The organism is Enterocloster sp. (assembly GCF_057861365.1).
Genome location: NZ_DBMACH010000001.1, coordinates 168,057 through 187,060, shown reverse-complemented (window position 1 = coordinate 187,060; position 19,004 = coordinate 168,057). Strand labels below are relative to the sequence as shown.

Annotated in this window: 21 protein-coding genes; all 21 read right to left on the bottom strand. The window is 43.1% G+C overall.

Features of this window, described 5'->3' with window-relative positions; translation table 11 throughout:
• Window positions 1-9: 9 nt before the first annotated feature.
• The 21 genes from ACZM6M_RS01010 to ACZM6M_RS00910 all read right to left on the bottom strand — a co-directional run bounded on the left by ACZM6M_RS01010 (window position 10) and on the right by ACZM6M_RS00910 (window position 18,988).
• Window positions 10-294 carry a helix-turn-helix domain-containing protein gene (locus ACZM6M_RS01010; RefSeq protein WP_173878481.1) on the bottom strand — a complete coding sequence of 95 codons (285 nt, stop codon included), beginning with the start codon at window positions 292-294 and terminating at the stop codon, window positions 10-12.
• A gap of 105 nt (window positions 295-399) precedes the next feature.
• Window positions 400-2,166, bottom strand: coding sequence for a glucosaminidase domain-containing protein (locus tag ACZM6M_RS01005; protein WP_268803003.1), 1,767 nt, complete (start codon window positions 2,164-2,166; stop codon window positions 400-402).
• A gap of 46 nt (window positions 2,167-2,212) precedes the next feature.
• Window positions 2,213-2,563: a hypothetical protein gene (locus ACZM6M_RS01000; protein WP_268803002.1), complete on the bottom strand. Its 351-nt coding sequence runs from the start codon at window positions 2,561-2,563 to the stop codon at window positions 2,213-2,215.
• 108 nt (window positions 2,564-2,671) lie between these two features.
• Window positions 2,672-3,226, bottom strand: coding sequence for a hypothetical protein (locus tag ACZM6M_RS00995; RefSeq protein WP_268803001.1), 555 nt, complete (start codon window positions 3,224-3,226; stop codon window positions 2,672-2,674).
• A 165-nt stretch (window positions 3,227-3,391) separates the two neighbouring features.
• Window positions 3,392-3,610 (bottom strand): hypothetical protein, encoded by a 219-nt coding sequence (locus ACZM6M_RS00990; RefSeq protein ID WP_268803000.1) that lies wholly within the window; start codon window positions 3,608-3,610, stop codon window positions 3,392-3,394.
• Window positions 3,600-4,709: a reverse transcriptase domain-containing protein gene (locus ACZM6M_RS00985; protein WP_226973313.1), complete on the bottom strand. Its 1,110-nt coding sequence runs from the start codon at window positions 4,707-4,709 to the stop codon at window positions 3,600-3,602. The genes ACZM6M_RS00990 and ACZM6M_RS00985 overlap by 11 nt, the downstream gene beginning before the upstream one ends.
• Window positions 4,710-5,034: 325 nt before the next feature.
• Window positions 5,035-5,373 carry a diversity-generating retroelement protein Avd gene (avd, locus tag ACZM6M_RS00980; RefSeq protein WP_173878492.1) on the bottom strand — a complete coding sequence of 113 codons (339 nt, stop codon included), beginning with the start codon at window positions 5,371-5,373 and terminating at the stop codon, window positions 5,035-5,037.
• A 155-nt stretch (window positions 5,374-5,528) separates the two neighbouring features.
• The gene (locus tag ACZM6M_RS00975) at window positions 5,529-6,602 is read right to left on the bottom strand and encodes an SUMF1/EgtB/PvdO family nonheme iron enzyme (protein ID WP_489489386.1); all 1,074 of its coding nucleotides are present in this window, start codon (window positions 6,600-6,602) and stop codon (window positions 5,529-5,531) included.
• A 3-nt stretch (window positions 6,603-6,605) separates the two neighbouring features.
• Window positions 6,606-6,971, bottom strand: coding sequence for a hypothetical protein (locus ACZM6M_RS00970; protein WP_173878496.1), 366 nt, complete (start codon window positions 6,969-6,971; stop codon window positions 6,606-6,608).
• Complete coding sequence (locus tag ACZM6M_RS00965) at window positions 6,971-7,141, bottom strand: hypothetical protein (RefSeq protein WP_173878498.1); 171 nt, start codon at window positions 7,139-7,141, stop codon at window positions 6,971-6,973. Before ACZM6M_RS00965 ends, ACZM6M_RS00970 begins: the two co-directional genes overlap by 1 nt.
• A 2-nt stretch (window positions 7,142-7,143) precedes the next feature.
• Window positions 7,144-7,635 (bottom strand): hypothetical protein, encoded by a 492-nt coding sequence (locus tag ACZM6M_RS00960; RefSeq protein WP_173878500.1) that lies wholly within the window; start codon window positions 7,633-7,635, stop codon window positions 7,144-7,146.
• On the bottom strand, window positions 7,635-7,958 hold the full coding sequence (locus tag ACZM6M_RS00955) for a hypothetical protein (RefSeq protein ID WP_173878502.1): 324 nt from the start codon (window positions 7,956-7,958) through the stop codon (window positions 7,635-7,637). The genes ACZM6M_RS00960 and ACZM6M_RS00955 overlap by 1 nt, the downstream gene beginning before the upstream one ends.
• Window positions 7,959-7,973: 15 nt before the next feature.
• A complete protein-coding gene (locus ACZM6M_RS00950) occupies window positions 7,974-8,981 on the bottom strand; it encodes a putative phage tail protein (RefSeq protein ID WP_489489385.1) in 1,008 nt (335 codons plus the stop codon).
• Window positions 8,982-8,991: 10 nt separating this feature from the next.
• Window positions 8,992-10,125 (bottom strand): baseplate J/gp47 family protein, encoded by a 1,134-nt coding sequence (locus ACZM6M_RS00945; protein ID WP_268802997.1) that lies wholly within the window; start codon window positions 10,123-10,125, stop codon window positions 8,992-8,994.
• A 16-nt stretch (window positions 10,126-10,141) separates the two neighbouring features.
• Window positions 10,142-10,582 carry a DUF2634 domain-containing protein gene (locus tag ACZM6M_RS00940; RefSeq protein WP_268802996.1) on the bottom strand — a complete coding sequence of 147 codons (441 nt, stop codon included), beginning with the start codon at window positions 10,580-10,582 and terminating at the stop codon, window positions 10,142-10,144.
• Window positions 10,583-10,595: 13 nt separating this feature from the next.
• On the bottom strand, window positions 10,596-10,940 hold the full coding sequence (locus ACZM6M_RS00935) for a hypothetical protein (protein WP_173878508.1): 345 nt from the start codon (window positions 10,938-10,940) through the stop codon (window positions 10,596-10,598).
• Window positions 10,941-10,952: 12 nt separating this feature from the next.
• On the bottom strand, window positions 10,953-12,197 hold the full coding sequence (locus tag ACZM6M_RS00930) for an XkdQ/YqbQ family protein (RefSeq protein ID WP_173878510.1): 1,245 nt from the start codon (window positions 12,195-12,197) through the stop codon (window positions 10,953-10,955).
• Window positions 12,198-12,212: 15 nt separating this feature from the next.
• Entirely contained in the window at window positions 12,213-12,902 is a 690-nt protein-coding gene (locus tag ACZM6M_RS00925; protein WP_268802995.1) for a LysM peptidoglycan-binding domain-containing protein, read from the bottom strand.
• 12 nt (window positions 12,903-12,914) lie between these two features.
• On the bottom strand, window positions 12,915-17,759 hold the full coding sequence (locus ACZM6M_RS00920; RefSeq protein ID WP_418985617.1) for a phage tail tape measure protein: 4,845 nt from the start codon (window positions 17,757-17,759) through the stop codon (window positions 12,915-12,917).
• 156 nt (window positions 17,760-17,915) lie between these two features.
• On the bottom strand, window positions 17,916-18,473 hold the full coding sequence (locus tag ACZM6M_RS00915; RefSeq protein WP_173878520.1) for a phage tail assembly chaperone: 558 nt from the start codon (window positions 18,471-18,473) through the stop codon (window positions 17,916-17,918).
• A gap of 56 nt (window positions 18,474-18,529) precedes the next feature.
• Complete coding sequence (locus ACZM6M_RS00910; RefSeq protein WP_268802993.1) at window positions 18,530-18,988, bottom strand: hypothetical protein; 459 nt, start codon at window positions 18,986-18,988, stop codon at window positions 18,530-18,532.
• Window positions 18,989-19,004: the final 16 nt, after the last annotated feature.

Genomic DNA, 19,004 nt, shown 5'->3' with positions numbered 1-19,004 from the left:
TCTCTCTTTTCATTTCTTGGTGATGCCGTTGCAGCGACACTTTCCCTGCGTTTTTTGATTTCCACGCCTTGTGTGAGTAATGTTAGATTCTCTGTTCGGAATACGTACAATCAATTCATCTAACTCGCAGTCCAATGCCTCACATATAAGATCCAGATGTTCCAGATTCACACGATCCGCGAGTTCGTGGTACAACTCATTGATTGTATTCGGACGTATGCCGGTAGCTCGTGCCAAATCCGCCTGTGTAAGCCGCAACTCGCCAAGCTTTTTCGACAGTAAAATCTTTATCATTCGCCATTGCTCCTTCCGCTATAAAATACCATAATATGGTAATTCATAGTGGATTTTGATAGATTATATCAAATTAGGTTATGGCGTTTTTTACTGTATAATTTATTATGCCCGTTTTGCATATTCAAGGGCAATCCAACCAGCACCGGATTTAAGTTTTCCCCATGTATGTCCACCGGAATTCTTTGTTTCCACAATAGTATATGTGCCTTTTGGGCAAAAGCCGTTTGTTCCATAATTAGTGCCAGGTCCTTTTCTGATATAAAGATCTGAAATATTTACCTGTACCATAAAGTTTCCTGTTCCAGATGAAGATCCTCCTCCAGAAGATGCACCTTTATAGGTGCAATATGCTTTATCGACATTGATCCATCCAGAGCCGGACTTTAATTTTCCCCAAGAATCATTTTTAATTTCTGTAATTGTGTAGACACCTTTGTCCTTGATTGATCCATTAATTCCATAATTTGTTCCTGGACCTTTCCGAATATTGAGTTCCTCCACATTAACCTTGTACGTTCCGGTCTTGTAAGAAGAGCCAGAAGAAGAACCGCCGCCAGAAGAACTTCCTCCACCTGATGAGGCGCCAACGTAAGAACAATATGCTGCGCTGACGTTAATCCAACCTGCCCCTGATTTAAGCTTTCCCCATGAGCCATTCTGGATTTCAGTAATTGTGTAAGTTCCTTTGTCGGTAATAACCCCATTAGTTCCGTAATTTGTTCCTGGTCCTTTTCTGATATTGAGGTCTCCGACATTGACTTTGTACATTCCTGTTTTATAGCTGCTGGATCCACTTCCTCCACCAGTTGATCCTCCACCACCGGTACTCCCACTCAGCTGAGCAGTTACCCTATTTGCCACATCTCCAAGTCTAGAATACAACCAGTCACCTGGGCAAGATTTATTTGCGAACCAACGATGTACAGTCAGAACCATCTCATTTGGCTTCGGATCGTAATTTAGAGACGTATTCTCATCTCCAAACCAGAGTAGCTTTGTCTTTCCATTTCTTCGGCAAATGTCAACGCAAAGGGCAATCAACTTCTCATACACTGCATTTGTCATAGCATATGGGTGTGACATATCGCTTGCGCACTCAATTGTTACCGCCCTCTGGTCGTTTGCATTGCTGGAAGAACACCAACTCCGATTAGCCTCATCTACCACCAAACATACACGACCATCGGATCCAATGCCATAGTTACAACTTGCCTCTCGGCCGTCCGGAAAACAAGATCCAATTCCTTCCGCCGATAATTGTCCAACCACACAATGCGGTGTAATGCGGTCAATCGAATGCGTCCTCGCTCCACTGTGATTAGGACTTTTTACTACACAATTTACTAAACTACTATTACTCATACCTTTATCCTCCTTGTCATACTGTGTAAGATTCCATCTTTCAATTAAACTGCAGAGTTTATCAACATAAGAAATGTCTGTTGCGTATCCTCCAGCTTTAATTAGTTCTGCAACTTTCCGATAGTTCTTTTCTCCAGAAAGCCCTTCATACCTTTTTTGATTCCCGTTCATGGCTCCGTTCAAATAGCACGAATGATCTTTGATGCTTGCAAGAATATCTGGATACTTCCGAAAATCTGCCATAATGGTATATATTGTTCCATCCAGTTTCTGCTCTTGTGTCTGTTTTGTATATTTACTCACACCATCCCACACAGAGTCCCATGTATTGCCAGATAGGGAACATTTCATTCCAAATAGGTTATTTGCATTAACCGCAAGTTCTGTGCTACCATATCCCGATTCCAGACATGCCTGCGCCACCGTAATGGATGCCAAAATACCGCTCTGTTTCATGTCTTGAGCCGCAAGTGAACCAATCTTGTCAATAAATTCTCTCTCTGTCATAGTTTCCTCCAAAAAGAGCAGTCGGATTTCTCCGACTGCTTCTTCATTATTTCTGTGAATTATTTACTTTCCCATCGTCCAGAAGATCTTTCACTCCCTCAAACCATTTCTGTATAAGTTTCTCCATGGCTTTTTCCGGTACAAGAACTTGTAGCCACTTCGGAAGCAGCCCTCTTGCCTGCTGAATTACCCATTGTAATTTTTGTTTTCCAGTTCCAGACTCATTATACATATGCTCAGCCTTTAAAATAAGCTGATATACATCTTCCCTGATTCCATCCAATCCCTTAGCCTTCATATACTGAACGGCAATCACAATCGTAACAATAAGCAAGATTGCGACAACCAAAATCAAAATAGGCAGTGGTATCTGTTTCAAAAATTCTAATAATTCCATAGTATTCTCCTCTCATATGTAGCTCTGTGAGCTTTAAAGATTTTTGTGTTCCTTTTTTTGCGTCATTGGTCACTTTCTGATCAAATATAATACGTAAGATACCCTATTCTATTTGCGACTCTGCATCAGTTCAGATAGTCTTTCCTCTTCATGCATAGGAATTTTATCCAACAATCTCATTGCAGGTTGTACTGTAGTATGCATATCACCATCTCCACCCGCTTCTTCATAGTCGCCAAACATTTTCCAAAAAGCATCTGATTCCATTTCTGACCACGCAAGCAGTGGATTCTTGTCTTTACTGGTATAATAGCGGTAACTCTGAAGTAACCTATCACGCAATTCATTTCTCTTCGTCTTTTTTCTTCTCTCCTCGATGTCTTTTAGCTCTTTAATTATCTCTTTCTGCGTATTTCTTAAATCGTTGATTTCAGACGAAAACTCTTTCTGACGTTCAATACTCTGTTCTCTCCACTTAGGATACTGTTGTACCTGCCCCAGAATATCTTTCATCTGCTTTTCTTTTTCGAATTCAATCACGTATTTATCCTTGAAATACATCTCGACCTTCTTGTATATCTTCCACATAAAGATCAAGGCAGCAATTAAGAGAACCGCTGTATCAAGCCTCATACCACCGAATACTTGTAGCAAATATTCCATAGTTACTCTCCCCTACAAATTATCGTCTATTTTTAGTCGATGAATAATAAACAGGTCTTGCCCTTATTAGATTCATATCCCCCCCTCCTTTCCGCAAAAGAAAAAGATCGGTTTCCCGATCTTTTCTCTAACATCTGATGAGTCTTTTTTCTCCTCATTCCATATTTAAAGTTTTCCATATTTTACTAAGACTTCTTGAACAAGTTTAGTTCCTTCCGTTTGTTCTAGTGCTTTTTCATCTGCAAATCCGCAAATATTTTTCATATGTGCGATTTCAAAAGCCTGTTTCTTTACCAATTCAGACAATTGATGTATGGCCTCGTCCTGCTTTTCGACCATATCAATATACATGTCCAGCAGCTCAAGTAAATTGCTATCGCCCATTTTTTGTTATTACCTCCTTCGGATTATGAGTAAGGACAAAATTATCAAAAATTTTCTTTTTAAGGGCTTCGCAATCACAATGTTTCATTAATGCGGCGTAACTCATCACTGTGTCATTCGCCTTTTCAAACGACAACCTGTAATCTCGATAATCATCCTGCACTCGTTTAAGACGACGTTTCATTCGCAGACTCGTTGATTTTCTAAGTCTCACTTTATGTGGCCAAATACGATATCCAACAAATTCCATTCCTTGATTAATTGGGCGTATCGCTGTTTTTCCATTAAGTCTTAAATGCAATACATCTCCAAAAAAATCGGAAAATTCTTTTTTATACTGATGTAATTTTTCTTTATCCCGATGCAAAATGACAGAGTCGTCCATCAGCCTGATATACTTCTGTATTCCAAGCTCTCTTTTTGCTAACTGATCTGCAGGATCCAGATACATATTCCCATACATATGCGACAATCCGCCTCCTATTGTGATGCCAACGTCCCATAGCATATCTTCTTCCGGGATATCCATAGGATTCGTGACTCCAAGCGGAAGTCCAAAAGGGCTTGATGCCTCGCAAATATAATGTTCCATCAACCTTAGTGCTTTTTTATCACTTATTTTCTTTCGTATGATCTTCATTAAGATTTCGTGGTCTATTCTGTAAAAAAATTTTTCGATATCCATCTTCAGATAATACCAAGTATCTCCACTTTCGTGAACATAGTCCACCCATGACGCAAGGCGCTTCATGGCATTTAACTGCCCTCTGCCTTTTATACACGCATATGTATCTGATATAAACCCCTTGCACACCAAAGGGTTTATGACATCGTAAGCTGCCCTTTGTATGATCTTGGTCGTGTAATCTGCTGACACAATCTTTCTCAATTTGGGTTCATATACATAAAAAGATGTGTAACAGTCCGGAGGAAAATCGAGGCTTTTGATTGATTCGGAAATGCGGTATATATTCTCTTCGAGATTCGCCCAGAAGCTTAGCTCTTTCCTACCATACCGTTTTCCATTCCTTACATTTCTTTCAGCCCGCAGCAATGTATCAAACGAACAGATTTCTGAATAAATATTTTTTATGGACACACTATCCCTCCATTATTTAAATTTTAGGCATTGCGAATTTCAGATTGTCTTACTCTCGGCATTCCGCATCCAACGGGGCCGGATCAGGTCCCTTCCTTTTTTGCTTATTCAGCATGGAAATAGAATCCTTTACCCTTCTGTTCTGGATGCAAACCCTTGAGTTTGCAACATCTGACCAACGAAGGTAGAGCGGAGCGGAAGCCAACGTTGGAGTTGGAGTTGGAACGGGGATTGTTCAGATTGACGTTGAAAACGCCGGCGTTGGCACCATTGTTCCACCTGCCCCCGCATAACGGCAGCCGCTGTATCCTATTCCCAAAACACACTAATCTTTTTTGGTACTTTTAATCCATCCGCCGACCATGCGTCCTAACTCAACAGACTTGCTGCTCCAGATTTCATACTTTTTAGAAGGAAGAAACTTTAAATTATACGATAATCGCAAATAAGCTTTTAATTTCATTATTTCCACATCTAACTCCTGGAGCGTAGTCTTTTTGTAATACTTCTTGTTAGCCTCAATTATTTTTTCCAATATTTTGTGCATACAGCGTTTTATATCTACTACAAGAGCAAATTTTTCTGATTTCGGGTACTGTGCAAGCGCTGTGTATCCATATTCCATCATTTCAAACGCCTTCTGCAAAATAATAAGATCTTCCACTTGGAAACCTCCGGTATGCCATTTTCTTATCGATATTATCATATTTCAGCCTTTTTAATCTGTATAAGTTATCTTATATCGTATTCTGTTATTACTTCAAATATCAAAATATCTCTCCCACTATCGTGGGAGAGGGCAGAACACAGTAAAGCAGATTACAGATCTACAAAAGCGGAGCGGAAGCCAACGCCGGAGTTGGAGTAGGAACGGGGATAGTTCAGATAGACGCCGAAAACGCCGGCGGAGGCACCACTGTACCACCTGCCCCCGCATAACGGCAGCCGCTCGCCGACAGTATTTACCCAATGATAGTCGCTACCATAATCGCCGCCTGGCTCATCCGGATAGAGCAACAATGCCTTCGCAATTTCCGGTGCTGCCGATACAGAAGAGTTGAGAGTCATATCCTTATACTGACAACCATTGCCCTGATCCGTCTTGTAGGATACTGCACCGGAAGTAAGCTGAATCTTTCCTGATACCCAATCCCACTTCAATGTATCTGCTGTTCCAGGTTCTACAAGAGTTCCGTCCTTCTTGATAGCTTTCCACTCCGTTGACTTATCTCCCATGTTTGTCTCTGCCAGCATACTGTTCGCATACGGAATAATTTGGATTTCTCCATTCTTTACACGCATACCAGCACACCATTCCCACACATTTCCATTCAAATCAGCAATGCCATCTGGCATCCAGTTGTGATACCATGTGGCTGGTCCGGATCCGGTAAGGCAACGTACTGGTTCGCCTGGATGTGATTCCGCTTCCTTGCTTTCCCATGCACAGGGAACACCTTTTTCATGCTGGTATGTGTAATCTTTACCCCAGAAATTGTTTCCTCTTGGCATAGTTCCATTTTTTCTGCACCAGAGAGCAATCGCACTCCACAGCGAATACGGATTCAAACTCCAGCCTTTTCCTTTATTGCGACAAAACGATAATGCCTGATCGAACGTAACATAAACCTTCGGATCACGCATAGGAAGGGAGTAAGCTCTGTCATTCAGTACGATATTCTGGAATTTAGATATATACAGAACGTCCTTCTCTACGCCACCCACAGAAAAAGCCGGATGAATATTCTGACTGCCGCCGCTCATAATTTCTGCAATTTTCATTTTTGGAAACGGAACCATAACAGACGGCATTTCCATGTCATCAAAAAGGACGGTATTTTTACCGCCCGTCATCGCTTCAATCGCTAACTTAAAATCATCAAAATTTGGCATCTCTTATACCTCCATATCCCATAATCTCAGTTCGCATTTGTTAATATCAAAAGGAACCGGTTCTTTGTTTGTAATAGTCGGAGATTCCATGCTCTCCTCATTTTCCGGATCATAGTCCGGATTTACTGTGGTTGTCTCAATGTACTCTCTTGCCGGTACAATAAGTTGTGCCACATATCTTTCGCCGGAATCAGTACCCATAACTAATGCTCCTGTGTAATCCTGGCAAATATCAATCACAACTTCGTAGTCCCTTTCCTTCTTTGAAACATTGAACATCAAATCTCCATCATTGAAATCAATGTTCTTTCCCATTACTTCGTAGGGAATGAAATTTGTGCCGTCTTCCGGCAGATATACTACTTTCATCAGAAATACCTCCTTCTGTTCTGTGACATTCTAACTGCTTCATTTGTTCTTGCCGCTGCAATTTCAGCCGCCTCCCTCATAGCTGAATCTCTTCTGTCCACGCCATAGGCTTTCATGATGTGTTCTGCATCAGCTTTTCGGTTCTCATTTTTGATAATCACATTCGCCATACCTATACACCTCCTCTCACATAGCAATTCACAATAACTTTGGTTGCTGATCCGGTATATGCAATCTTGAATCCATTGAGCAGCTTATCGCTAAACTCAAATTCTCCAACTGCTCCACCTTCTACTTCCACAACTTCACAACTGACTGTATATTTCATATTATTTTTCGTCACCGGAAGCTGAACTGTCTTCTTTGAGTTATTATGCGGATATACCTGGGAATTTGTGAGCGTAACCTGAATTTTGTCACCAGACAGTCCTTCCATGATTCTTCCCATAAGAAGAATATTTCTACTGTTTTCCGATGCCATCAGCATAGCCTCCAACGCTGCCAGATCCATCGTGTTCAAATTCGTAGCATTCTGTGGAGTTCCCTGTTGTTCTACTTTTCCCGGAGATGGTGTATGTTGCACAAGCCCTCCGCCCAAAACCTGTTCTTCGAACCTTCCGGGATACTGAACCACATGATCTTTCCAGTTCACAAGTTCTCGCATTATTCTTCAACCTCCCTTTCACTGATTTCCAACTGGCAGACATAATAAAAGCCCTCTGCAACAGAATTCATTTCTAAGAATTCCTGTTTAGAGAGCCATAAGTCATTATTCGTGTCATACAATTGGATTTCCGTAACAGTAGCGGCACCTGTGGTAGCTGCTTCGATCTTAAATCGAACTTCTACAATCCCCTCTTCCGTTACATCCACCGATTCAATCTTCGTCTTGTGATAAGTCGAACCGACTTTGTACTTCGCATAGGCAATCGTACGTTTCGTGTAATCGCGATATCCCTGGATTGCCTTGCTTGTCAATAGTTTCATCTGCATACCTCCTTTTTATATCTCAAAGGCATCTCCACAAAGCTTGTATCTGATTTGATATGCTTCTGTGGAAACCTCTGGAACCACTCCGTTATCGGATTCTGCCGACCGGACACTTACTTTTGGATCTGTGCCTGTTAATTTACTGCAATAAATGTGTCCTTCTGCTTCTGCTTCTGCATCAATTTCCACGGCAGAATACCTAACACTATCCTGCGTATTTGGATACATTCCCGTTTTGACATGTTCACCCGTGTTTGGATATACAACTGAAAGTCCTTTTCCTTGTCCTGATACATAAATATTATTATCCACCAATTCCATTCCAACGCTTGTGATAGGATATTGACCGGATTTATGTATTTCACCGGTTAGAGGTACTTCTGTTTTGTAATAATCAGTTGACGGAACTACATCTATTCCTGTTTCTGCAAGTCCAAGGCCGTTGCTTACCATCGGTGTTGTACCGCACTGAGCATACGATGTCTTCCATTTTTGTGTGTGACCACATATCTCTATTCTGGCAAGCGATGTAAACGAAAACGTAAACGCCACATGAGACTGTTTGATTTCTTTTAATTTCTTTATCGCAGCTATAACATCAACCGCATTATCTCCAGGTTCAATCTCGACTGTAAAAGTATTGATAGGTGTATCTTCGTCATTTACATAAACCTTTCTTCCTATTATATTTTCCAGTATTTTTTCCATCATATATGGATTCATGGGAGCTCTAGTATTCCTTTTTTCCAGTATGAGCTTTCTACGTTCTTTGTAACTCAAATTCTCTCTTACCGGAAGGCCGTATTTCTCCTCATGATACCGAAGCCCCCATGTTGCCGTCTCAGGAAATGCCTGATATGGGAGTTCCTCTTCAATGCGAAGATGCGCATCGTCCATCTCTTTACCCATTGCCTGAAAGATCCATTTTCCCACATAGGATTTTCCATAGAATTCATTTCCTGTTATGTATCCCATCATCCTTTTGGCAGATTGAGATGTCGGGAAATTTTCTATATTCATAAGATCCCTCCTAACTGAAATCCACATTTTCTGTCGCTGGGTACTCTCCCTTATCTAAGACAATGTTTTCATCGCTCCCGTTTATCAAAAACGTATCGAAGTCAGACACTCCAGGAATATCCGTAATAAAAGGGCGAATCTGGTTATAAATCAGGACTCCATCAAATTTTGATTCTGAGTATTCCTGCAGGACAAGATTTTTGAAAGCACTTATAATAGTAGGTATGTCTGTCGTTTCATCATAAACTAAGCCGGTACATGTATATGACACATTTTTAATAGTAGCCGGAACTATGGTCAGCTCTGCGCTTCCTGTAGGGAGCAATCGTTGCGAACGATCATTTGGAGAAACAATATGGTCATATACATCTTGTATCAATTTCTCATTGGCCGGAGATCCATTTGAGTCTACAATTATAAGTTTAACCGTTCCTGGACCATTCCATGTTGCATCTACAATGCAATCCCCCACCCCAACCACTTCCTTGGCCCATCGGATATAATCAGCATCATTTCCAATATAGCTTACTCCTTCCTGCGTACATTTTTCTTCTATTCTCTGCCGCAGAGACTCGTCACTTTCTATGTCCGTACCACCAGTAATCGCTTCAGAATTTTTTACTGACGAAACACCCTTTATGTTATTCAGCAAAAATTTTATTGTGTTCGCATTTGTATTAGACCCTTTTCCAGGATCAACAGCAATCACTGAGATTTCAACTATCCCATCATCTGGTATTGCCATGGATTCATCGGATGAATATTCCAACGCCGGAGATACATCTGTTGCCTCCGTACAAAAAATTGTTCCTTTCGGAATTATGGTTCCCGGATCTCCGGTAACATCGATTTTACCGCTTGCATAACCAGCCGGACGGCGTTCTATGCCTGCCACTGCTGCGTGTAGATCAAGCCAATCATCCCACGCCCACATCGGAAACATGAGCATGAGCGTCCGAACCATATGAAACTGAATCAGTTCTGACTTTTCAATCGCCGTTGGCATTGTAAAATCATAAGGGAATCCTCCCGGCATATCATCAATACCTTCTGGAAGTTCACTCATCATCCTCTGCTGTATTTCCTCCGGCTCGCTATAACCCACGAATTCCGGTGGCGTAAATTCTTTACTCCATGCATTCACTCATTTCACCTCCTCGCTATATAGAAACTTTAAACTCGTCAATATCCACGCCTTTAACAACGAACGAAACACTTACAGCATCACCATTCCAAACAAATTCAAATTGCCTAACATATTCCGTCCTCGGATTCACCAACAGTGCCTCTGATATCGTTCTCTCTATCGCGGACTCAACTGCCTTTTCACTGTCCTCTGCAAGAGCCTCATCCAACTCAGTACCAATTTCGTCCGGATAAGCTGCGCAGGCATAGCGCTGTGTAAGAGCCATTTTGCAACACCACACTTTATACCCTTCCACACCATCGCACTGATCCATCTGTCCTTTACCGTTGAGGACAAAATCCTGTTTCTCAACATCCCACGCAACCGTATAATGGTAATCCCGATCTAATCGTTCTCCGTCATCGATAAATTCGGGGGATTCTTCTACCGGAAATAGTGTATTCTCTTCGTCCATGCTTCCACCTCCACTAATTGATCACATCGATGACTACTGCCTCATTCTGTACCCATGCCACAAGTACATGATTTCCAGGAGATAATCCTGGAACCGATATAGAATGCGAATGCGAACCATCGCCATATTCATGCCCGCCATGGTTTCCTCCCGAAGTTCCTAGTGATATGCCCGTCACATGCCGGCACACTGTATAATCTCCCCTTGGGATTTTTACCGGAAAGGTATTCGTAATCAGCCCATAGTCAGACTCTATCTTCCCAAAATCAAGGACAAGAGGAAAGTCCGACATGCTTTTCATCCTTTTATGAAGCGTCCTTGCCAGTTTGTTTGCTCCAGCATGCCCATCAAACGCCATTGTCATCCCTCCTTAATCAAATGTACCATCGTCTACCCATCCATATACATTGCTTGAGCTATCCACATGTATCAGGTGCCACGGATGGATCTTTCCCGATCCATTCTTAATGGTTATTTTTGCCCGTCCGGCTCTTGCGTTATATCCGCGGGATCCCGCATAAGAACTGACGTAATGCGTTCCACCGTGGAAATTCACAATATCGCCCACGTTGTAAGACTTTTTCTGTACCGTCTGTTGCGCTTTCTTCTCGTATTCTTTGAATGGCACATGAAGATCCAATGTCATGCTGTGGCTATCCACATCATGTCTTATGCCGATAACATAGTAGTATGCATTCATAGTTCCAACCGTTACGTGAACCAGATCTCCTTTCCGTACCCATGGTATATCGGGCGCCTTTACGGTCATCTCCTCCTGCACTTCTCCTTCTTCATCGAGAATTGTCTGTGCCGATGTCTTTGCATCCTCTAAACTTTCATCTGTTCCTCTGCGAACAATTTTCTGCCGTACGCCATATTTTGTGCTGCCGTTCAGCACAGCTTCCACCGAGCTTTTACCGTCATCATCTTCCTGACCTATCACTTTCACCCGGGTAATCATGCCTGCAGTGCTTCTTTTGTGTGTGGCATTGATCACATTCTCGGCTGCGAAGTGATATACCGTCTTATTATTCGCATACGGAACCACATACGCTTTTCCTTTTCTGTCCTGCACGACGCATTTCACGCCGCCTTTTTTGTAGGCATCGTCCAGTATTTCTGCAATTACATTCGCAAGATCCTGTGACTTAAAAGTCAACTTTGCGTGTGTTTCATTCGGTCCTTCATACGAACCGAGTGGAATTTCCCAGTCATCAAAAATCTTCGTTACAGCAGACTTTGTACCGGTACCCGCGGGATAGTAAATGTTGTCCTGACTTTCTTGCAGATTATACAAATTATCGTAGCATTTACCATCAAACTTATATGCGTCTGAAGAATATGCTGGTTTCCAGTCTATAATGTTTCCTCTGGCCACCTCTTCATCCGCAACCCCATCAGAGGCGAATATCCCCACTAAACATCCAAGTTTCGCTATATCCGAGAACACCTCTTTTGACGACTTTTCATTTTTAGTTGTAAATGAAATTCGGGTGGAGAGTTCGTCTTCACCTTGCTCCCACCCGAGATTTTCCACATAATCTTTTATATTGTACTGATTTCCCTTTTCGTCCATAATGACAAATCGGTATTGGATTTTCGACAAATCAATCAAGTGTCCGCCTCCTTTCTAGTTCGGGATAACCAAGACAGTTCCAGGGTAAATCCAGTGTCCATTGTCACTGCTCGATCTCCCGTATCTTCTGGCGGTGGACTCAATGGTCGATTCGTTTGCACTGTATATCTTTGTCCAGTTCGATCCAGAACCACCGTAAAATTTTCGGGCAATGGCCCACAGCGTATCGCCCGACCGTATAGTGTAGCTTCCTTTATTCGACGGAGAGGCTGCCGCTGGTCTCGTTATTGTCTTCTTTACGAACTTTACGATTTTCAACTCGTCTGTCGTATAAACTTTCAGCGATCGATACTGTACGAACTCCAGCGAATACTTCTTGTTTCCGTATCCGCCGTAATCAGTACATTCAAAGCTACTAATCGTAACATCGATATTGACATTAGTTTCAGTGACCATCAGCCGCAGAACAGTTCCTTTTTCCTGCCAGTTTTTCAGAATTTTTTCGCACTCTGCCGGCTTAACCCATTGTTTTACAATGGACTCATTCCTTTTCGCTGCTCCGAAAAATATTCCATCGAATGAAATCTCTGTAAGCTTCATCCCCTTTGGGATTTTTACCTCACCATAGGACAGAATATCGTAAGACTGATAATTGGTCCGATTCGTCCCCTTTACCTCCTCTGGGAGGCTAGGAAAGATAAATTTGCTTTTACCGTTTTCAACTTCAGTTAAAATAACATCCATAAAGCGCCTCCCTTAACTACTTATCGGCATGTTTGAGAAAACTTCACCCAGGCGATCAGCAAGCTCTCCGCCAAGGTCGTCTGCCAGTTCTTTCATGTGCGTTTTGATAATTTGCAGGATATCGTCTTCTCTCTGACTTGTTGACGATATCACAAACTGCGGATTTACAGTCACGCTAAGGTTTACTTCTTTTGTATCCGAGTTCCTTTCGCTGTCAATAACCGTTGATACATCAGATGTGCCGCTGTCTCCCTCGGATATTGGCTCTATGAGCCTTTCTGTGTTATCCCATATATTTTTACTTGTACCCCCTCCGGAGCCGATAATGCCGCCGTCAGCATGCTTTCCAACTCCGAGCATTTCTCCGGCTTGCGCCCACAGTTCCAAACCTCTTTGCCGCCTCTTACTTCCAAGCGGGATGATCACTTCCGGTCCGTCCTCACCCCACCACGTAAGCTCCGGACCATAAGCGAAACCACCATTCGCATGGCTTGAAATGCTTCCGCTGACCGTAGCTGTTCCAGTTCCGCCACCACTAAAGCTGATAGTGGCTGATGGATTTGCGAGCTTATAATTCGCCGTAATTGTGACGGTTGTTGTGGTAGAAAATCCTGCCGAAAATGCCGTGTTGATTGCAGATCCAACGTTGCTGTAAAGGGTGTCTATTGCCCCTTGAATGGTTCCCATAGTTGCAGTAATCGCATTCGATATACCAGAACCAACAGCAGTCGTGACGCCGGAATAATCCAATCCCTCTATCGAAGAGGTAATACTGCTCTGCATGGAAGCTGTGAAGCCACTCATGTCAATCCCTTCGGTTGATGATAGCGCCGTTACAATAGAGGTATTGATCATCTGTGCGCTTTCCGATAAATCTATTCCTTCAAGCGCAGCGGTCAAGGAATTCTGTAACCCTTCCTGAAGTCCCGCATCAGATTCAGACATATCCACAGAAGACATTGCTTCCCCAAGTTTTTGGTTCATAAGACTTCCGGCTTCCGTAAGATCAATGTTTTCTACTGAAGCCATGAGAGATGATTGCAATCCATCTTGTAATCCGGCAGATGATTCTGACATATCCGTTGGAGTTAATGACTCGCCAAGCTTCTGGTTCATGGCTGCCCCTGCTTCTGTAAAATCTGCATTTTCTATTCCACTCTTCACCATATTATTTACGCTTTCGCTCAAATTCGCTCCACTACCTTCCAGGGCAGATGTCATCTGATCCGGCATAGAAGCCGCAACCTGACTCATCATTTCAGTAATAGCCGATTGCGTTTCAGCAGACAATCCATCCAAATCGAGCCACTCTGATGCAGTAGATACATCCCAATTTTCCACATCCACTCCATTAGCCATTGCATTGTGCATGGCAGTTCCAAGCCGTTCAGCTACCGTTCCTTCTAACTCCGGAAGTATCCCATCCAATTCACTACCAAAAGAATCCGCTATCGACTGTAGCTCAAAACTTTCTACTCTGACGGACAGATCTGTAATCTTTGCCTGATAACCTTCCGTAAGCGCCTGAAGCTGCTCGTCGAACTGCTCCTGAGAGATAGCTCCGTTTTGAAGCTGTAAGTTTAAATTCGTCAAGGAAACCTGCAAAGCTTCATCATATTGAGACGCTGCATCTTGCACATTTGCCTGGATTTCAGACACCAAAGATGCGAACGAGTCCGCATCTAATGACGCGCCGGAATACTTGATTTTCAAGCTTTGGAAACTTGCCTCTGTTTCAGCTTGGCTAATCTGGTTCGTAATATCCGCAATCTGGTTTTGCAGATTCGCGATCTCCGCCTGTTCGTCAAGAGTGATTACTCCATCTTCCAGCGCCACATTAACCTTCGCTTTCAGATCTCCCCCAAGGCTCTCGATCTTAGTCTGTAAGTCCGAATACATCTGGTTTAATCCAGACGTCATATCGGTTTCGTTTCCCGGCTCTATCAAAAGATCTATGGCCGCAGTTGCCTCGTAGTGTTTATCTTCGAGATACTGTTTCGAGCTTTCGATCATGGCGTCAACAGCCGAAATATATTCCGACATATCTCCTTCATCAAGTTCCATGCCGAGCGACGCCTTCCAGTTCAGCTTGTCCATCGTCTGGAACGAGCTCTGTAGCGTAGCAAGAGAACTGTCTGCTGTCTCCGCAGCTGCCGAGAATTTGTTCAGAGCCTCCGCTTGATCCGCAAAAACAATTTGCTTGGCTGCCTCTTCAATTTCCTGCATGGTCAGCTTTATATCACCAAAGGCATCCCTTATCTTGTTTGAGGTTGCTTCCTGCATCATAGCACCAAATTGTTCAGCAGATACATTTGTGTCATCAAAAGCTTCTTTAAGCTCTTTGCTGTCGAATTTTGCACCTTCGAGAGCGTACTTGCTTTTTTGTTCAAGGTTTTCCGCCGCTGCCGCTGCTTCCTCATAATCCTCTTTGACCTTATCTCCGGCAAACCAGCCAGCGAGACCGCCGATTCCTGCTCCGATCAATCCTCCGACTGCTGTTCCCAATACTGGAACAACGCTTCCGATAGCGGCTCCTGCTGCTGCTCCGGCCGCTACTCCGCCGACTTTCAGTCCGGCAGATGTTCCTTGCGCTTTCGCAACGTCTTTATTTCCTTCTTTGTAGGAATTGTAAGCATCAAAAGCATCCATTCCACCACTTATAAGTGCGGCTCCTCCGACTATTCCTCCGGCTATTCCGCCAGCTCCGGCAGCCGCCAATCCGGTTGCTGTCGATGCTCCTGATCCAAGTGCCATACCTGCTTTTCCAGCAAGACCCATCAGTCCGCTTCCGGAAACATTTCCTACTCCGGCAAGTTCATCTGCCACTGAGAAACTTCCTATCGCTTTCTTTAACACTCCTCCAGTAGCACTTTTATATATTCCCTTTCCTACTTTGAATGCTCCAGATCCAAAGCTCATCAACGGTCCCGCGATCTTTGCTATTGCCGCCGCAGACAAGAGAGAACCAATATCCGGAGCTGTCCCTCCAGGAAGAAGTTTTCCGGCACTCGAAAACGCTCCGCTTACCATTGTACCAAGAGCTGCTGATACATCCACGCCACTCATGCCTTCAGAAAAACCTTCTGCAAACTGACGGCCAATGCTACTTCCTTCGTCAATTACAGAAGAAACATCTACTCCCATCAATGCCAAGATACCAGCAGAAATTGCGCTTCCGATTCCGGTGCCTATATCTCTTGCAACACCAGCTACTTTCAGTTTTCCAGACCCATTCCACCAATCTGAAAACGGCTCCGCCACAAGTTCATCCCATGCTATTTCGATTTTTCCAAACAGATCTGCGTTTTTCCATTCGTCTGTAGCAGTAAATTCATCTATTTTCGCCTTCGCATTATCAACAAAATGATCAAACGAATTCATTGCCGTAAGCAACGCATTCTCCACATCTGGAACTTTGTCAGTCATCCATTCAAGAGCTTCAATCAAATATGGTTTAAATTTTTCGCCAAGTGACATTTTCATTGAATCTAATGCGCCCGTAAAAAGTTCAAATTTACCAGAAAGGTTATCCATCATAACGTCCGCCATTTTCTGTGCCGCACCAGAACTATTATTTATTTGCTCTGTCAGACTTTCAAACTCTTGATCAGATGCATTTACAATAGCAAGAAGTCCACTCATTCCCTCCTGTCCGGCAAGCATGGCCGCATATTGAGCCTTTTCCGAATCGGTCAGAGCACCAAATTTCGCTCGTAAATCCTGTAATGTTTGAGAAAGAGGTTTTACGGATCCGTCAGTATTCGTTATGCTTATTCCAAGTGCATTTATCGCATCTTCTGCCTGTCCAACTGGTCTGGTAAGATTGGTCAGCAGGCTGCGAAGACTTGTTCCGGCTTGTGAAGCTTTGATTCCGCTATTTGCCATTAGGCCAATAGCTACTGCTGTATCTTCAATGCTGTATCCAAGTGCACCGGCAACAGGAGCAACATACTTAAATGTATCTCCCATTTTTGCCACATCTGTATTAGTTGCGCTCGCTGCTTGCGCCATAACATCCGCAAACCTTCCGCTTTCTTTCGCAGATAATCCGAATGCTGTCAGAGCATCTGTTACGATATCAGCCGTTATACCAAGGTCTTCTCCGGATGCCGCTGCGAGAGCCATAAGTCCGTCGATACCATCCATCATTTCTCTTACATCCCATCCCGCCTGAGCCATGTATTTAAATGCCTCTGCAGATTCAGATGCCGTAAATTTCGTAACAGCCCCCATCTGGTTTGCTTTTTCTGTTAACTGCTCAAACTCTTGGCTTGTTGCGCCTGATATTGCCTTTACCTCAGACATAGCAGCTTCAAAATCCGCATACGTCTGCACCGTATCAGCAATACCGGCGCCTGCCGAGATTGTAACGCCAGCCGCCACGAGTGGGCTTTTCAATAGGCCAAATACACGTCTCACAGGGGATGTTACTAGATCAACAGCTTTTAATGTAACCTTCCACGTCTTTCCTGTCAGGCTTTTTACATAAGTTATGGCCTGTTTTACAGTTGGTGTGATCCGGTCTTTCGCCTCGAGCAGAAGTTGATACTTTTCTTTCATCATAGCAAGAAGCGATTTTTGTGTCTTATTTACAGATTTTTCAAAGCCGGACGCTTTCTTTGATGCACTATCAAAGCCACTTCCAACGGATTTTTCAAAACCAGAAACACGTCTTGATGCATTTTCAAAACCTTTCGCCGCTTTATTTGCACTATTTACAGTATTTTCCATACTCTTTTGTGCCTTTTTCGCAGCCGAATCAAGGTTTTCCATTTTTTCAGATATGCTATCTACAACCGGTCCAGTATTATCCTTTGTTTCGATAGGAATCTCTATCTTTATAACCTTAGTCGCCACCCGATCTTCCTCCTTTCTCGTCATCTTCCAGACGTACTCTCATTGACGCGAACATAAACGCACGCACACCAGCAGGCTTTGCATATACTTCATCCGGGGTTATACCAAGCCGCTGAAAAATTTGATGCAAGAGGGTTGTTTTTCCTCCTGCCAAAATTAGTTTTTTGCAGCTTCCTCCATCTTGTTTTCAACTTCCTCAAGATTTTCGGAGTCAAATCCACTAAGCTTGTTAATCTCATCAATTACACGGTCTTTCTCTCCACCAAGAAGTACAGCCTCAATAACATCGAGAGCAGTAACAACAAGGACTCCCTGCTTTCTCAGTCCTTCCCAAACCTGCTGATTGTCCCAAAGCTTTATTCTGTCTTCTTCGACAGTAGCGTGATAAATAAGCGAGCTACGGAACTTCGCCGTATCCGTTTCCTCAGCAAACTTGATACCAATCTGTTTGTTACGCACATACTTGGTGTACTTTTTGCGGCATTTGTTTGCCTCCTCCTCGCCAAGTGCATGCACTTTAAACGAAAAATACAGTTTTCCGTCACGGGTGATGTTAATCTGCCTCAATTCATCGTTCTTATAAGCAGCTGCCGCAAGCATTCCAGAGATAAAATCATTTTCAACAGTAAGGAGTTGTCCCTGGGTTTCTTTCTCGGAAAAATTCTCTTCTCTAACTTCTTGTCCCTTGTTTTCTACACTTGATAATCTTGCCATTGTTCATCCTCCTAAAATAAAAAGGGGACGTTTCGCCCCCTTCATTGCATTTTCAATTAAATTGTAAGTTCCTTCTGAAGATCCGGTTTCCCGTTTACAAAGAAATTCCATGTACGTTTGATAACATCCCCATTTGCAATGTTCTGCAAATCAATATCGCCAGAAGGAATAGCTTCTCTGTAAACCACCCGTTCTTCAGATCCATTAAGCCCTTGGAGTACGCCCTGGAATACAAACTGTGGCGTCTTTCCGGATTTCATTGAATCCATGAGCTTTCTAAACATATCAATATCCTCAATTACAATTTCTGTAACGGTTATTGTAATACCGTACGAGTCGCTTGTCTCATGCTCTTGCGGATCTCCCATCGGTTTATACTTCACATTGTTGTACGTAGCCTTCGCCTGAAATGATTCCATGGAGGCGAGAAGATCTCCGGTACCGTTATACAAACCGGCATCTTTACCGGTACGAGCATGACGTGCATCTGATGATGCTCTTTCGTTAATAGCCATTTATTTTCCCTCCTTC

Excerpts from the sequence above, each read along its gene's own strand:
- ACZM6M_RS00990 (WP_268803000.1), bottom strand. The coding sequence starts at position 3,610 with ATGGGCGATAGCAATTTACTTGAGCTGCTGGACATGTATATTGATATG.
- ACZM6M_RS00950 (WP_489489385.1), bottom strand. The coding sequence starts at position 8,981 with ATGAATATAGAAAATTTCCCGACATCTCAATCTGCCAAAAGGATGATG.
- ACZM6M_RS00965 (WP_173878498.1), bottom strand. The coding sequence starts at position 7,141 with ATGGCGAATGTGATTATCAAAAATGAGAACCGAAAAGCTGATGCAGAA.
- ACZM6M_RS00910 (WP_268802993.1), bottom strand. The coding sequence starts at position 18,988 with ATGGCTATTAACGAAAGAGCATCATCAGATGCACGTCATGCTCGTACC.
- ACZM6M_RS00915 (WP_173878520.1), bottom strand. The coding sequence starts at position 18,473 with ATGGCAAGATTATCAAGTGTAGAAAACAAGGGACAAGAAGTTAGAGAA.
- ACZM6M_RS00935 (WP_173878508.1), bottom strand. The coding sequence starts at position 10,940 with ATGGCGTTTGATGGGCATGCTGGAGCAAACAAACTGGCAAGGACGCTT.
- ACZM6M_RS01000 (WP_268803002.1), bottom strand. The coding sequence starts at position 2,563 with ATGGAATTATTAGAATTTTTGAAACAGATACCACTGCCTATTTTGATT.
- ACZM6M_RS00925 (WP_268802995.1), bottom strand. The coding sequence starts at position 12,902 with ATGGATGTTATTTTAACTGAAGTTGAAAACGGTAAAAGCAAATTTATC.
- ACZM6M_RS00975 (WP_489489386.1), bottom strand. The coding sequence starts at position 6,602 with ATGCCAAATTTTGATGATTTTAAGTTAGCGATTGAAGCGATGACGGGC.
- ACZM6M_RS00940 (WP_268802996.1), bottom strand. The coding sequence starts at position 10,582 with ATGGACGAAGAGAATACACTATTTCCGGTAGAAGAATCCCCCGAATTT.
- ACZM6M_RS00955 (WP_173878502.1), bottom strand. The coding sequence starts at position 7,958 with ATGAAACTATTGACAAGCAAGGCAATCCAGGGATATCGCGATTACACG.
- ACZM6M_RS00970 (WP_173878496.1), bottom strand. The coding sequence starts at position 6,971 with ATGAAAGTAGTATATCTGCCGGAAGACGGCACAAATTTCATTCCCTAC.
- ACZM6M_RS00995 (WP_268803001.1), bottom strand. The coding sequence starts at position 3,226 with ATGGAATATTTGCTACAAGTATTCGGTGGTATGAGGCTTGATACAGCG.
- ACZM6M_RS01005 (WP_268803003.1), bottom strand. The coding sequence starts at position 2,166 with ATGACAGAGAGAGAATTTATTGACAAGATTGGTTCACTTGCGGCTCAA.
- ACZM6M_RS01010 (WP_173878481.1), bottom strand. The coding sequence starts at position 294 with ATGATAAAGATTTTACTGTCGAAAAAGCTTGGCGAGTTGCGGCTTACA.
- ACZM6M_RS00960 (WP_173878500.1), bottom strand. The coding sequence starts at position 7,635 with ATGCGAGAACTTGTGAACTGGAAAGATCATGTGGTTCAGTATCCCGGA.